The sequence below is a fragment of the Citrobacter amalonaticus genome (genome assembly GCF_001559075.2).
In the GTDB taxonomy this organism is placed as follows: Bacteria; Pseudomonadota; Gammaproteobacteria; order Enterobacterales; family Enterobacteriaceae; genus Citrobacter_A; species Citrobacter_A amalonaticus_F.
The window spans coordinates 979,700-993,675 of sequence record NZ_CP014015.2 but is presented as its reverse complement, the minus strand read 5'-3'; the positions used below and the strand labels follow the sequence as shown (position 1 = coordinate 993,675).

The 13,976-nt window shown below is 48.2% G+C and carries 14 protein-coding genes and 1 tRNA gene; 11 read left to right on the top strand and 4 right to left on the bottom strand.

Annotated elements, in window-relative coordinates; genetic code table 11:
• Positions 1–196: 196 nt before the first annotated feature.
• The 4 genes from actS (at position 197) to AL479_RS04770 (ending at position 3,056) form a co-directional block, all read left to right on the top strand.
• On the top strand, positions 197–934 hold the full coding sequence (actS, locus tag AL479_RS04785; RefSeq protein ID WP_061075254.1) for an amidase activator ActS: 738 nt from the start codon (positions 197–199) through the stop codon (positions 932–934).
• A gap of 79 nt (positions 935–1,013) precedes the next feature.
• A tRNA-Gly gene (locus AL479_RS04780) sits at positions 1,014–1,087 on the top strand.
• Positions 1,088–1,612: 525 nt separating this feature from the next.
• Positions 1,613–2,227 carry a hypothetical protein gene (locus AL479_RS04775; protein ID WP_000240517.1) on the top strand — a complete coding sequence of 205 codons (615 nt, stop codon included), beginning with the start codon at positions 1,613–1,615 and terminating at the stop codon, positions 2,225–2,227.
• Positions 2,228–2,267: 40 nt separating this feature from the next.
• The gene (locus AL479_RS04770) at positions 2,268–3,056 is read left to right on the top strand and encodes a hypothetical protein (RefSeq protein WP_061075253.1); all 789 of its coding nucleotides are present in this window, start codon (positions 2,268–2,270) and stop codon (positions 3,054–3,056) included.
• A 121-nt stretch (positions 3,057–3,177) separates the two neighbouring features.
• Here AL479_RS04770 and AL479_RS04765 read toward each other — a convergent pair whose 3' ends face one another.
• The 3 genes from AL479_RS04765 to AL479_RS04755 form a co-directional block, all read right to left on the bottom strand.
• Positions 3,178–3,378 (bottom strand): hypothetical protein, encoded by a 201-nt coding sequence (locus AL479_RS04765; RefSeq protein ID WP_000703563.1) that lies wholly within the window; start codon positions 3,376–3,378, stop codon positions 3,178–3,180.
• A 77-nt stretch (positions 3,379–3,455) separates the two neighbouring features.
• Positions 3,456–4,475: a major capsid protein gene (locus AL479_RS04760; protein WP_061075252.1), complete on the bottom strand. Its 1,020-nt coding sequence runs from the start codon at positions 4,473–4,475 to the stop codon at positions 3,456–3,458.
• 4 nt (positions 4,476–4,479) lie between these two features.
• The gene (locus AL479_RS04755) at positions 4,480–4,863 is read right to left on the bottom strand and encodes a hypothetical protein (protein ID WP_061075251.1); all 384 of its coding nucleotides are present in this window, start codon (positions 4,861–4,863) and stop codon (positions 4,480–4,482) included.
• Between the two features lie 1,921 nt (positions 4,864–6,784).
• Between AL479_RS04755 and AL479_RS04750 the strand changes: the two genes are divergently transcribed.
• The 7 genes from AL479_RS04750 to AL479_RS04720 all read left to right on the top strand — a co-directional run bounded on the left by AL479_RS04750 (position 6,785) and on the right by AL479_RS04720 (position 12,176).
• On the top strand, positions 6,785–7,219 hold the full coding sequence (locus AL479_RS04750) for a hypothetical protein (RefSeq protein WP_061075250.1): 435 nt from the start codon (positions 6,785–6,787) through the stop codon (positions 7,217–7,219).
• 22 nt (positions 7,220–7,241) lie between these two features.
• Positions 7,242–7,502, top strand: coding sequence for a hypothetical protein (locus AL479_RS04745; protein WP_061075249.1), 261 nt, complete (start codon positions 7,242–7,244; stop codon positions 7,500–7,502).
• A complete protein-coding gene (locus tag AL479_RS04740; RefSeq protein ID WP_014885120.1) occupies positions 7,499–7,681 on the top strand; it encodes a hypothetical protein in 183 nt (60 codons plus the stop codon). Before AL479_RS04745 ends, AL479_RS04740 begins: the two co-directional genes overlap by 4 nt.
• Positions 7,650–8,312 (top strand): hypothetical protein, encoded by a 663-nt coding sequence (locus AL479_RS04735; protein WP_061075248.1) that lies wholly within the window; start codon positions 7,650–7,652, stop codon positions 8,310–8,312. Before AL479_RS04740 ends, AL479_RS04735 begins: the two co-directional genes overlap by 32 nt.
• Before the next feature lie 86 nt (positions 8,313–8,398).
• Positions 8,399–8,971, top strand: coding sequence for a hypothetical protein (locus AL479_RS04730; protein ID WP_061075247.1), 573 nt, complete (start codon positions 8,399–8,401; stop codon positions 8,969–8,971).
• A 225-nt stretch (positions 8,972–9,196) separates the two neighbouring features.
• Entirely contained in the window at positions 9,197–11,332 is a 2,136-nt protein-coding gene (locus AL479_RS04725) for a hypothetical protein (RefSeq protein WP_225851880.1), read from the top strand.
• A 352-nt stretch (positions 11,333–11,684) separates the two neighbouring features.
• The gene (locus AL479_RS04720; protein ID WP_061075246.1) at positions 11,685–12,176 is read left to right on the top strand and encodes a hypothetical protein; all 492 of its coding nucleotides are present in this window, start codon (positions 11,685–11,687) and stop codon (positions 12,174–12,176) included.
• A 1,163-nt stretch (positions 12,177–13,339) separates the two neighbouring features.
• Here AL479_RS04720 and AL479_RS04715 read toward each other — a convergent pair.
• Positions 13,340–13,948 carry a hypothetical protein gene (locus AL479_RS04715; RefSeq protein WP_061075245.1) on the bottom strand — a complete coding sequence of 203 codons (609 nt, stop codon included), beginning with the start codon at positions 13,946–13,948 and terminating at the stop codon, positions 13,340–13,342.
• Positions 13,949–13,976: the final 28 nt, after the last annotated feature.

Below are 13,976 nucleotides of genomic sequence, written 5' to 3'. Positions count from 1 at the left end.
CGGGAGAGGGTTCCGACCTTTAGCGATGAGCACTCTGCGTATCATTATGAGTTTAATCAACTCATTGTGATACACGCTAAGCGGTGGTGATAGCGTTTATCAGGCGATCCGTGATGGTACTTACCGATTCAATAAATTTGGCATCCGGATTATGGCTGCTATCATATGGCGTCTGTGAATATTGCGAGGAACGGTTTTGAGCGCAGGACGCCTGAAGAAAAATAGCCTGGGTATTGCCATGCTGCTTTGTGCGGGATTGCTTGTCGTGGGCTGCTCGGGGAGCAAATCGTCTGATTCTGGCGCCGTTTATACCGTCAAACGGGGGGATACCCTTTATCGTATTTCACGCACGACCGGTACCAGCGTCAAAGACCTTGCGCGTCTGAACGGCATTTCGCCGCCGTACACCATTGAAGTTGGGCAAAAGCTGAAGCTCGCTGGTTCGAAAACGGTCTCATCGAAATCCACTAAAAAGTCGACGACCAAAACAGCCGCCGCCAGACCGTCATCTTCTGTGCCGCAATCGTCCTGGCCGCCAGTAGGTCAGCGTTGTTGGCGATGGCCTGCCAGCGGTAAGGTGATATTGCCTTATTCCACCGCGGATGGGGGCAACAAAGGGATCGACATTTCCGCTGCCCGTGGTACGCCAGTTTATGCCGCCGGAGCTGGGAAGGTGGTCTACGTGGGCAACCAACTGCGGGGTTACGGTAATCTCATTATGATCAAACACAGTGAAGATTACATTACCGCCTACGCCCACAACGATACGTTACTGGTGAATAACGGACAAAGCGTGAAGGCAGGACAGAAAATCGCCACGATGGGCAGTACTGATGCGGCCTCGGTGCGGTTGCACTTCCAGATTCGCTACCGCGCGACGGCCATCGACCCGCTGCGTTACCTGCCGCCGCAGGGTAGCAAACCGAAATGCTGACGGCGAATTAATCGCCAGTCAGCAGGTCTGTCCCTTGCCAACAAGAGCGTAAGGTTTATAATGCCTTACGCACTCCAAAGCGGGCGTAGTTCAATGGTAGAACGAGAGCTTCCCAAGCTCTATACGAGGGTTCGATTCCCTTCGCCCGCTCCAGTCTCCTGATAAATCAATAAATTACGATTTATCAGTTAGTTACGTTGCCCCGCTAAAGCAGGTACAACTTAAACTACCCATTGTTCTACGCCCGCACCTGTCGCGTGATTGGTCTGTGGTACAAGGGAGCATACCATCACGCTGGCGGTGGTTCCACGTTCTTACCGCGACAGCACAACAACGAACAAAAAGCCGCATACCTGGCACAACTCCCAAACAGATTGATCACACGCATTTAAGCCCGATGTGTGGCCCTATAAGCCACGTAAACAGGTGAATAGTGGTAATGCCCCGGTAGCTACAGATCCGGCTCTGCCAGCGCTTCGCTCACGCTCCTAACGGTACACGAGCACCCTGATAAGGTGTGATCCCTCTGACAATCTGATGCAGTCGCCTAACGGCTTCACTTGTCTCCTTACCACTAACGGGGCTTTATGGATGCTATTGTCTGTGACCTAGTTAGTTGTAAAATCATAAAAAATTTCATGTGATGTTAAGCACCTGTATGGATCAAAGGACGGCACTATGGTTAAAAATTACGAGGAAGAATCATTTAAAGTTATCAGTCGATTCATTGCATTACACTTAACCCCAGAAAGATTAATGAAGATCGGGGCTTTTGTTGTTTGTTATGGTCAGTTTGAAACAACTTTGGAGCGTGCCTTATGGACTCTGAGAGAGATTGATGTAAAAGGAGTTAGGCCCTTTACCGAAAAATTGCCATCTGATAAATGGTTCGAGTATTTGGGAAATGGTAATGATAAACTTAGCAATGAATGTAATACAGTCTTAAATCTTGCTTCTCTCGCTGCTATTGATTTGGCTGATTATAGGAATAGTTTGGTTCATGGATATTTATTACCGCTGGGTGATAAGCCTTCATTCATGAGAAATCCAAGATGGCATGGTGAACTTAGGAATAAAAGAACAGGCGATGCCTATATCGAAGAGCCACTCCTAGATCTTGCTATTATTTCTGGATGGACATTATTTAGGGTTGTTAGTCTAACAGAAAAAATTTTTGAGGATGAATCGGCAGAACCCTCAATAGTTATGTTAGAAAACGAAGTAAGAGAGGCACGAAGCTGTACAAATGAGTTACGCCATCTCAGAAGTTTAATGAATGAAGAGAAATATTAGTCAAAATCTTGAATTTCAATTATGAGGTATAGGAGGTTTTATGGATGGTGTTTGTAAGTTATGTCTTGAAGCAAAAGAACTTCAGGAATCACACAGTATCCCTAGAAGTTTCTTTAACAAAGCAAAAGGAAACGGCGGTCAAGTTATCTCTATGCAAAAAGGAAGGGAACCAAGAAGAGAAAATTTAGATCCTAAAGAACCAATGCTATGTTTTGAATGCGAACAATTTCTTAGTGGTCAATACGAGTCTTATGGGATCAGATTGCTAAGAAACCCTCACAACATTAGAAAGAACTCTGATCACATTATTATTAGCAACTTCGATTACAAGCGCTTTTATCTATTTCTATTATCCATACTATGGAGAGCCTCTAATGCTATAGACCTGCATTATTCTTCGGTGGTAGGGAATCCTGATTTTGGAGAGATGATGAGGCACTGCATTAAAAATAACATTGTTAGGTTTAATAATAAGAGTCAGGTTAAAATTGATAATTTTATCAAGATTAGAGTGCTACGGATTGTTGATAGCACTGGCAATATTCCTGATCATGTCATCAAATCGGTCCTCACGAACTTTGCTTTTGGTGAGATTGAAAGTATCAATGGGATTGGATGGTATTTTATAGCTGAAGGTTTTATCTTTCACTATGTATTTTATCCTGGTGAAAATTACTATGATGCCCGCACTACAAGATTGAACTCACAGCTTACATCTGGAAGTCATCAGAAAATACAAAAAGTAGAGGTATCTAAAGATAGAATGTTGGCAGAAATGTTTAATTATATGATCGAATGTTCGAAAGGCTATCATCAACAAAGACAATAATGATTTTTGTTCTTTTGCCCCTCCATGAAGGGAATTGTTTTCCCCTTTATATAACCTTTACGCTACAGGCCCCAACCAATAAAAAAGGCTAGCCCATAAAGGCTAGCCCGTTGAATTTTTATTACTTCCCAATAATCTGCCGGAGTTTCTTTTTCTCCAACATAATTTTTAACGCTCGCTCAAAGCCGTACTGTTTTTCATAGCGGCATAGAGACACCTGATCGATCCCCAACTTACGCGCCAGGGCTGAACGGTTGATCACGTCGGCATTGGTTGAGGTGTACACCTCTCCCAAGGCTGGAATGTTAAGGCTAATCTTCACTACTCACCTCAAATGGTAAAAAGCCCCAGCAATGCCAGGGCTTAAAGTCTGTTACTGAAAGTCTGTTACTTGCTGCCTTACTTCAACTTAACGTTGAGCAGGTAGGACGGACGCAGTACCAGAGGAATATGACTTGATTCCTGATGGATGGTTACCATGTTGTAACGGTCAACCATCACTTTCTGGTAGTACGGGCTGATCACGCCTTTAGCGGCAATATCCTGATTACGGGAAGCCGGGCCGCGCACCAGTTTGAACGGGTTACGATCAGCACTGGAGAACTTAGGAACGAACAGGCCGGAACCCTCTTCAATCTCGTAGCGGTCATCGTCCGCCAGAATGAAAGTCATGTTGCCAATGCTGAAGCTGTCATAGCCTGCTGTGTTAACCGGGATCAGCGCACCACGTGCGGCCTCTGCGACCTTATTGGTGATCAGGCTTGTCACCTCGGGATGACCCGCCAGAGCGTCATACAGATCCGGGGAACAGAACACGAAGAACTTATCCAGATAAGCACGGGATGCGCCGTACTCTTTAACCAACATGCGGCGAATCTTCGCAAGCTGTGCATAGACGTTGGCTGATGCTGATCCGTCCAGTTCAAAGTCAAGCGGGGCGGTGTCGAATACGACATTGAAATCGACGTCACCATCGTTTGTCTTAGCCGCTTTCGCTTTCTGTTGGAACAGGGCGCGGGCAAGGGTCGCCTCTACGGTCTCCAGGTGGTGATCACGCATACGCACGGATTTAGCGGCAATGACAGACGCAACCGCCTGAGCCTGATCCGGGTTTGCCGGGCTTACCAGAGATTGCCAATCTTCGGTTTTCACATCCGCTTCAGTCGCGTAATGCGGCAGCTCCTGATCACGCAAAATGGTTTTATCCATCTTGATGGCGTTTACTTCGGTGCCGTAGCGTGAAACCTGCTCAAGCTCTGCAACCTGGCTTTCCACAATGTCCACAACCTGAGCACGTGGAGTAGTGGAGTTAACACCAGTGAAGATACCCAGATCAGAGATCAGGTGATTACCAGCCGGAACGGACTTGATAGCCGCTACGGTGTCGAGACGTTCAAAACTTTTGAAATCCACAGCCATGTGATTACGCTCCTTGAGATTTACGGAAATCAGAATTTACAGTCAGGCGAATATCACCGGATGCGGTCAGCGCTTCTAATGCGGCTTTCTTGGAGGCGTCATCTTTGGCTTTCAGATAGAAATCCGTGATCACTACGTGGCGATCCACAATAACCAGCGTTTTGGGCTTGCCGTCGGCGTCCATGTTGGACAGGTTAATGATCGGCTTGCCAGCGTCAGCGGCGGCGGAGTCATACAGGGCAAAAGTTTTGCCGTCCAGAATGTCACCACAATGGACATCTGCCGGGAGACCATCCGGGGCGGTTACTTCGGTACGGTCAAAAAGTGAACTTGCGTAATTCACGATTACATCACCCTGAGTCACAGGGTAACGAGGAGAAGCATTCATTGAATTTTCCTTGAGGAGGGTTTTAGACGTGGAGAGAGTCCACAGGTGATCCGGCGTCGCACCGGATATCAGGACAGCCAGAACGGCGGGCCGGAATTGGTTGAAGATGGGAGGCCGTGGATCATGCCGTGGGCACGTTGGATAAAAGAAAAGGCGGCTATCCTGCCGCCTCTCTTCGTTCCTGGCTCTCTCTCACCCTCTAGGGTAGGGAAGGAATCATCCTTTTTGTGTGGATACTTGCCGCCCCTGGCGGCGTCACGCCAATAGCGCCAACCTTTTGGCAAATACCCACACAAAAAAGAACCCGGGAAGGTGACCGGGTGGACTTAATAAGAGGAGATTTTATTGTTTTAGGTTTTCCTGTGGTGACTCACCAGACGAGACACCAGAGGAAAACGGCGTGAACTGAAACACGCCGGAAACCGTAAACGGTTTATCACCGCAACCAGGGAACCACCCCCGGAACGGTTAAGGCTTTTGAGATAAGGAGATCTCGCGTGACAATCTGGAGAGGACCGCACACTGTGTATCCTGCAATTGGCGGACAAGGTACACAGGGTGAGGAACCAGGGCGGGGGAGAAGTCCGCCCGGGTCACTCGTACAGATCCTGACGGGTTGGCTAAGACCCTTGCTCTGTACACAGCGCGACGCGATGAGTTGCAAAACGGCGATTCTGGAGACTCACCACTAATCACGCTATGTCTATATTTTACAATGGATTACCCAGAATTGCAATAATTATTGCATTTATCTGTTGACTTCCACAGCGGGATGTGTATTGAGTGGGGTTGTAGAGTGATTGGGTTGGGTTTACAGGTGGTCTGACTCAGGGCCGGGGGCGTGTCCATGTTGTCACTTTGTACAACAAAGTAGGTAGCCCCCAAAGACACATGAAGTAAGAATAAAACCTTACCCACGTGCCCCCAGAGGCACATAATACTATAGTAAGATCTAAGACCTCGCTCCGCTCGCCCTCCGGGTCCGTCTTATTGATCTTATATAACAACTTCATTCAATAACTAATTGTTTACACAATTAATTATTTCATTCGTTATTATATGATCTTAAAACCTTCTCGCCCTTCGGGCTTACCAGGTTTTAGGGCCGGGGGCCTTTTTCCACAATGTGAGTCTCGCCTGTTGAGGCTCACTCCTGGGGCGGAAATATTTTCCGGGGTATGTCAGATTGGCGTACCTATCGGAGGATTGAACCGGGGTCAATATGGACCCGGTAGGGCAGCTTAGGCAAAATCTGCCTAACTTACCGATCCGGTAATCCCTGCCTAACTTCTAAAGTCAGGCAAAATCTGCCTAAGCTAATAACCGAAGTCAGGCAAAATCTGCCTACTATAAGATTAATAAGATGAACCCTTATTAACACACCTTCTGATAAGAGGGCTTGCGCCCTTAGGGGCCAGGTCAAGACCTTAAAGAGAGTGTGAGTAATTATTGATTGAACAATCAAGAGATCACACTCTTTAGACAGGGAACCCGGTTCCCGTATTGGGGGAAAACATCCCTGATGTGACTCCCCCAGTTTTGGGAAAGCAGAACAGAACTCGCTCCAGCGAGTGCTTTTCTGCCTCTTTGGGAACACCGGAACGATGTGAAGGTGACCTCTGGGCGGCGGGTCCCCGGCCCGGTACAAAGTGATACACACAGTACAGAACCATAACCCACAGGAACCCACCTAAACGCGCCGCTGTGGCGCTTTCTCCTGCGTAGACAGGGAAACACCCCACTAACGCCCTCCGGCCCTCTGAGAGCTTTACAGAGCCTTCTGTGACGAATTATACAAAAATCAACAAATTTGTTGCGGTTTCTTGATTTATGGTGTAAAATAGATTAAATGATGACGAGTCATCATAATTGGCATAGTTTCCCAATATTAGTATTACACATTCAAAGGAGCGTTGCAAGCATGGGTTCATACAATTCTTACACTGATGTTAACGACATGGTGAACCGCATTGATCAGCGGGACATTACACGCCGGACACTGGAGCAGTACAGGAGCCGCTTTAAAGCACAGGGCCGCACTGAAGAGGTTGAAGCCATCACGCAGGCACTGAAGCTAACCAGCAACAGCGCCAGTGCTGTCCTGCGTCAGTCCAAACGATTAGCCGCCAACTTTGACGGCATGGACGCAGAGAAAGCTTTAGCGCTCAAAGCTACCGTAGCGGCGTATGCGTCACAGTCTACGGACCTGCAAGCCTCTGTGGTGATCGCGTTCCAATCGTTATTTGAGGCTAAGGGTGTGCCCGTTGAATTTGACGAGGTGATGACATACCTGATGCTTTTCTCTATGGATCACTTTGAAAAAATCACGGGTGAGTTACCGATCATTGTTCACTAATTAACAGTTGGAGGGGATCAGTATGATGTACCAGTTTACGGATCTTTCAGGGAGTCCACACCTGGCCGGGTTTGCCTCTGAGGTGGTCAAGGCGATCCGGGATGATGAATCTATGCCGGGCCTTTACGATGACATCTACAGCATGTTGTTACAGGTGGAGCCGTCCAGAAGGGTGACGCTGGGTAATCCGGCGATAACGGCCCCGGCGTCATGGTGGTCATGTTTCTTTGGTCTCTCCTTGAGTGGGGAAGACATCGCAGAATTACAGGGGATTGACTTATGAAAATTGAATTTCCACAGGATGTAGCGGATCGCCTGTTTGAACTTGCCCGCACCCGTGAGCATGGATCAGCCCATGCAATTATCCGTAAAGCACTCGTTAATTTTTTAGACACAGTTGAATGTGAATCCGTTAAGGGAGATTTTGAAGATGACCGCAGCAGCGCCCGAATTTCTAAATAAGCTGTATTCTAAAGACTTTGTGAAAACGTCCCGAACCTTGCGCCGCTTGAAAACGTACAACGGCGTAAAAGTCTCCTTAGAGATGGTTCTGACATACGACCTGATCGCTTCATTCAACCGTGATCAGCGTATGGCTAACGGTCACGTTAAGCAGGGGATGCCGTCCGCTTTTGGTCAGGCGGAATTAGCTGATTTTCTCATGTGCTCACTGAGAACGGCCCGCAACGTGATCGGCGCTTTGAAAAAGGCAGGTCTGATTGAGTGTGTCGGACGTGGCCCGCATGATGTGGATCTGTTGGTATGCCTGCCTATTGTCGAGGCTAACACGGAAGAAGCAGCGCCTACGCCTAAACCGTCCGCTACACGTCCACAGCGGCCCGCTAAGGCCCCGGAGGCTGTGGAGGAGTGCAACCCTACGGCGGAGCCTACAGGAGCGCCTGAAGCGCCGGAGATTGTGCCAGCAACGCCAGGACCTGAAGCGCCGATCACGTTGGTGGATGTTTACAGTAAGAAGGTGGAGACGGTGGATCAGCAGGTCGAGGAGGTGGCGGACATTGTCCCGGCCTTTGCTTACCCACGAGGGGAAATCAAGGAGCCATCCAGGGATTGGGATTTAGACCCGGCCTTTTGATTCGTTAAAATTTCAATGTATCTTCCCCATTATCCGTATTCTGTCAAATTCCCAGTGTGAAGTCAACCCCCTGATAGGAGATTCTCTTGAGCATTATCACAACTGAAGTGAAAGCATTAACCCCGGAAGAGGAAGCAGCGATCGCCGCCCTCTCTCTGAAGCTGGCAACCAACAAGCCACGGCCCCCGATGGATGAAAAGAGACTGACGCCGGATCAAATCGTCCAGATTAAAAGAGCCGCCGTGATGGGTCATTCGGCTAAGGCAATCTGTGCGGCGTTCAATGTGTCGCTTGCGTATGCGCTGAAAATGAAGCGCGAATACAACCCGATCAAGTATCAGAAGGTCCCGCTAACTCTACCTGAGAAAGCCGTGATGATTCAGCAGATGAAAGCGGACAATCTCCCGGATCAGATGATTGGTGAGATGTTGGGGATCAACGTCAAGACTGTGGAGACGCTTTCACGAGTCAACCCGGCCCGCTACCTTGTGGATCAGATGCTTCCATACGATCAGGTGCTGGCTAATCTCAGAGCGCCTCGCTATGTGGCTAACCCGGTTTACCGTCTGGGCACTAATATGACCCGAGTACGCAAGATTATCCGCGCCGGGCGTCAGCAGTTGCGGACCGTGATCACCTCCTCCAGGCGGGCGGCATAGCCCGCCTAAGCACTGAATAATTTTATTCACGCTCTTTTTGTTCCCTAAATCAAATTGCTCTACAGCCCGCGCCATTGCTGGGTTTTCTCTCTGAATAAATTCATGCAAGACTACTTTTTAATCAGTTGGAAGGTGGCTGTCTGGTCGCTTTTCGTACTCTTACACATCTTTCTGACTCTTTCACACCTCTTTCATTATCTGCCCTTGATGGGCTAAGGATGCCCTATGGCAAGTAATAACGTGATCGTCACTAAAGTTGTGAACCGCACCACATTTGATGTGGACAAGGGGAGCTATCAACGCACGGTTGACAAGATCAAACAGGTCGGCAAGGAATGGGACAAAGTAAACGAGAAAGTTAAGTCCCGCAGCCGCCAACAACTGGATAATAGTAAAGCCATCATCCAAGCCAACAATCTGGAGGCTAAACGGCTACAGTCACAGAACAAGCTGAACGCAGCGAAAGAGAAAGAAAGGGCGATCTCCGCTAAGACAGCCACGCAGCGGAAAAAAGAAACGGCGGACCAGCTACGTGCTGAAAGCAAGCTACAACGTGAACTAGGTAAACGCTTCGCCGGGCAACGTGGGCCACGTGTCCGCCAGCCGTTACCAACAGCCGCCGAGATGGTGCCCACCGTACAGGGTCTGATCAATGCCCACTCTCCAGAGTCTAAGGCTAACGCAGCGAAAGCAGCAGCGCAGGCTATGCGCCAGGCTAAAAAGGAGGAGGCAAGGCTCGCCCGTGAAGCGGGGAAAGCTGAGAAGCGCCGCCTCGATTACGCTCGTAGACGTTATCTGACTATCCGATCTGAAGCATTCAAGATCCAGAATATTGAGGGCCTGACCAATGCGGAGCGGACGGAAGCTATCCTGAAGATGCGCCGTGTTGCGGATCAGCAAGCTAAAGAAACCCTGAACGCTCAAGAAACCCGTTTCGAGCTACGCAAGATTACCCAGGAACTCCAGAAGCAAGCGCGGCTACGTCGCCGTATGGCTAATGTACGGACCCACGGCGGGAACTTTGGAGCAGGGCGCAAGGGGGGCGGATTCTTTGGAGGCGCAGCGTTAACCGGGGAGGGTGTAGCCTTTGGAATTGGCAGGGCATTAAGCGGACCAACAGCTATTGCCGCCGGGGGCCTTTTGGCATTTGCAGCAGCCGCCCACAAAACGGCGGAGGTTCTCCGTGATTCATTCGAGCGTCAGCGCGATTATACAGCCCTGAAAGATAACGGGGTGTCATCCACCAATGCGGACGCCATTGTGCTGGCAGCTAACAGCCGGGGCGCGGATCTGTCACTCGATAAGCTCAACCAACAGCTTATCGACTACCGGGACAAGCAGGGCGATCTGTCTCTTGGGCAATTCAAGACAGATAAGCAGGGCAACCGCACATACTCCGGCGGCGGTGAACTGTCAGACGTCATCAACCTTGTGGAGTCCAAGCAAAAGGGCGCAGGTGATAAGGTCCTGAAGCGTCTACAATCCGTTGACTTTGTAGGGTATCTGTCATACCTCCGCGAACTTCAGAAGCAATACAAATTGACCACAGGGGAATTAACTCTCTTTGGGGAATTTATTGATGATGGTTCGAAGACGCTAAAAGCCTTTGATGAAAACGGGCAGATCGCCGCCGATGCTCTAAACAGTGTTAAAAACTCCTCTTTGTATCTGAATGATGCCCAGCGCGAACAGATCAAACAGTTGCAAGGGGGTTTCATGGTTATCAGTAAAGCCGCCGATGGTTTAGCTGATAATTTTACACTCGGATTTGCGGATTCTTTCAGCTCAAGCAAGGAGCTACAACAAGCCTTTGAAAACCTAACTCCTGTTGTACATCTATTGGGGAATGTTGCCGGGGACGTTGCCAACCTGATGGCCCATGCCTTCAAATGGTTAACCTCGCTACTGCCTGATCTAAATCAGGAGAATACACCCGCCGATAAAGCGGAGCATTACACCGGGTCAAGCAACCCAACCCAGAGGACCCACACGGAGGGCGGTTTATTCCATAACGCCTGGGAAACCCTGAAAGATAATTTCCGTGATGGTGGTAAAGGTCTGAACATTACGCCGGACAGCTACAGCGGGAAGAATACCCAGAAGCAGGGGATCACCGTTCCTGATTGGTTGCCAGCCGTCGCGCCGTTCCATGATTTGGCTGTGAAGCCTGTTCCAACGTTTGATCACTCCAAACTGGGGAACGTCTCAAGCGTACAGATGCCGCAAACCGTTGTTGTGAAGCAGGACCCGCTACAAATCAATGTGAAGGTCCAAGATGGACAGGTGAAAGACCTTATCCGGTCCGAGATTGAACATAACGATCAGGCAGCACTTAACATGCTGACCGCAGGGCAGCAGTAACAGAGGAGAAGGGAGACCAGAGACGGTCTCCCTTTTTGTTATCTGTCACAAATCAGAAAATAAAAAGTTGACATATTTATTATCTTATGGTTTGAAATTTGCAAAAAAGCATGAGAAACTAGATATTCAATGAGTAGTAAATAAGATTATGAAGTTCCCAACCGCTTAGAGTTGGGACCGGGGAAAGAATCCCCGCCCGTGACTACTCCTAATCGAATTAGGAGAGCCACACAATGTTTTCAGCACGTTCCCGCTTTACCAGTAACGCCACACAGCCACAAAACCGCCCAATCAATGCTCGTACAGGTTACAAGCCTGTGTTGTCCTCCAAGTTTTTCCAGGAGGCAAAATAATGATCTTGTCTCGGGCAAAACTCATCGCTGAAGGTTTCACCCTGTCCAAGTCTGCCCGGTTCGGCATCCTGCGTAAGGGTAACGCCGTGGGATCTATCCAACGCAAACGCCCAATTTGTAGCACCTATGCCGGGCAGTGTACGCCGATCGCTGACGTCATCTATACGTTAGCCGTGGGAGACATCCCGGAAGGTCATAAGGTCGTACTCCTTAACCCTGAAGGGCCTTTTACAGTCGATAACGTCGCTCTGTTGACCCCTGAAGAGGCCAAAGCGCGAATTAGCAGGATTCGATCCGAGGGTGCCAAAGGGAAGAGGTCCCCAAAGCCCGCCGGGTTGCCAAAAGGCATCATGGAACGTAAGCCGGGGTATTACGTGGCGTCATTCATGCGTGATGGGAAGCGACACAACAAGGCTGGAAAAGACATCTCAGAATTGACTGTGTGGCTGTTACGCGAGCGTGACGGATTATCTATCGGGGGGATAATGTAATGATCAGTTTAGTCTCCGCTTATATTCAGGAACAGAAGCGACAAGCGCGAAAGGGCAGACGAAAGCGAAAGTAAAAGAGGAGGGGAGACCGTCCCGGTCTCCCTTTTCTTTGTGTTGCAAACACCCCCATTTAAATGGCGTTAAATAGGGATTAAATACCCGGTAAATGAAGCACAAATGGACCTGTGGCCCTAATAAAGGCCCGTAAAGATGGGGATAAACGGTTGTAAAGTGTACAGGTGTCGCTCCCTTAGTGGATGTATGTCATTGATTTTGTGGCAACAATTTTCTATTCATTATGCCTGTGTGTAACAAAATTCACTCTAACCCCAAAATAATTTTTTTCTCAGAAATTCAAAAGCGCGAAAACCTGCAATTGAGAGCGATTCTCATCTGTGGGTGATACTGATAACTATTCCCAACAACCCCGGGCGGTAGCCACCGCCCAAACCCAAAATGTTTTTTTGCCACAAGAAAGGGCCTGAAGAGGCGGACGCTTCGAAAGGGTAGAAAATAGGGTTAGTGCGTGGGAGTTATCCACAGGTGAACGGCGTTACTCACAGGAGGATCGGAAATACAGGAATGTGAGATTGAAACGAGGATCAGGGATTAGGTTTTGTGTCTGTAGAGGACGCTACAGGAGGTTAGGAGGTTGGAACCTTCAAAAGTTGACAGGTTAGACCTGTTACAGGGTTGTTAAGCTGGATCGTATAATCAGCAATATGTTAAATACGGTATGGTTATATATACAGCAGTGGATGTGTGTACAGTACCTAAAATTACAATAATCATTTGCAAGCTAATATGCGGCCCTCTGAGACGTCGAAAGGGTTGGGCTGTGGGATTGTATAGAAGAAAGGGAGATAACGCCACAGAGAGGCGCACAGGAGTCCACCCGGGAGGGGTGCCCTGATATTTCCCGAAAATCACATAGGCCCCAGGGGGCGGGGTGATTGGCTGCCTGGCAGATCTGACCAAACTTCAAGATATTTTCTACCTCAACAGGGCAGGGTCCCACTGGCTTTAGCAATCTTAAAAATAGAGCGGCTATATTTATGACCTGCACACAGGCGCACCACCCCACTTAATGCCCATATACATGATAGGTTGGGAGTTGGCTATCGCTCACTACGAGCAGCAGCTAAGACCAAACTGAATGATCATTATTCAAAAATAAAAGTATCTTTAAACGATATTTTTTGAAATTCTGAGCTTGCTTGTATATAGGATAGCTGGAACGTTGTAATATTCTCGTAATGTAATTTCATCGATTCAAGATCCTCAGTGGTAGGTATTTTGTTATCATTTACTTTCGTGGCATAATTAAAGAAAAAATTAATCTCGTTTGTAAGTTTGTTAGCCGCATCCAGTGCTTTTTGGATTACTCCCATTGCATCTTTTTTGATTGTGACGTTATGGTTACAAACACGTGTGAAAGATTTTGATAGTATCATTGAGACTTCAAAAGCCTCAATTCCAGAGCGTTGAAGATTTAAATGAGTTTCCAAATCAATCGGTAGTTGGTCTCTGTTTAAATTGTTGATTGTACTTAATGTGAAATTAAGCAATAATCTTATTTTTGCATATTTGTCACGCAGATCTGATATTTCATTATATAAAGACAATGCAGAGGAAAATGATGCTTCATGTAACTTAGCACTGATTAACTCATTAACTTTACGTCTGCCATACCATAAACCAATAATCACTCCGGCTGCCGTTACGCCATTCGATGCTATAGAAACGGCATTATCCCAATCTTGTAAATCCATGTTCCGACACTCTCTTATTGTGAAAGGG

Excerpts from the sequence above, each read along its gene's own strand:
- AL479_RS04775 (WP_000240517.1), top strand. The coding sequence starts at position 1,613 with ATGGTTAAAAATTACGAGGAAGAATCATTTAAAGTTATCAGTCGATTC.
- AL479_RS04770 (WP_061075253.1), top strand. The coding sequence starts at position 2,268 with ATGGATGGTGTTTGTAAGTTATGTCTTGAAGCAAAAGAACTTCAGGAA.
- AL479_RS04760 (WP_061075252.1), bottom strand. The coding sequence starts at position 4,475 with ATGGCTGTGGATTTCAAAAGTTTTGAACGTCTCGACACCGTAGCGGCT.
- AL479_RS04755 (WP_061075251.1), bottom strand. The coding sequence starts at position 4,863 with ATGAATGCTTCTCCTCGTTACCCTGTGACTCAGGGTGATGTAATCGTG.
- AL479_RS04750 (WP_061075250.1), top strand. The coding sequence starts at position 6,785 with ATGGGTTCATACAATTCTTACACTGATGTTAACGACATGGTGAACCGC.
- AL479_RS04745 (WP_061075249.1), top strand. The coding sequence starts at position 7,242 with ATGATGTACCAGTTTACGGATCTTTCAGGGAGTCCACACCTGGCCGGG.
- AL479_RS04740 (WP_014885120.1), top strand. The coding sequence starts at position 7,499 with ATGAAAATTGAATTTCCACAGGATGTAGCGGATCGCCTGTTTGAACTT.
- AL479_RS04735 (WP_061075248.1), top strand. The coding sequence starts at position 7,650 with ATGACCGCAGCAGCGCCCGAATTTCTAAATAAGCTGTATTCTAAAGAC.
- AL479_RS04725 (WP_225851880.1), top strand. The coding sequence starts at position 9,197 with ATGGCAAGTAATAACGTGATCGTCACTAAAGTTGTGAACCGCACCACA.
- AL479_RS04720 (WP_061075246.1), top strand. The coding sequence starts at position 11,685 with ATGATCTTGTCTCGGGCAAAACTCATCGCTGAAGGTTTCACCCTGTCC.
- AL479_RS04715 (WP_061075245.1), bottom strand. The coding sequence starts at position 13,948 with ATGGATTTACAAGATTGGGATAATGCCGTTTCTATAGCATCGAATGGC.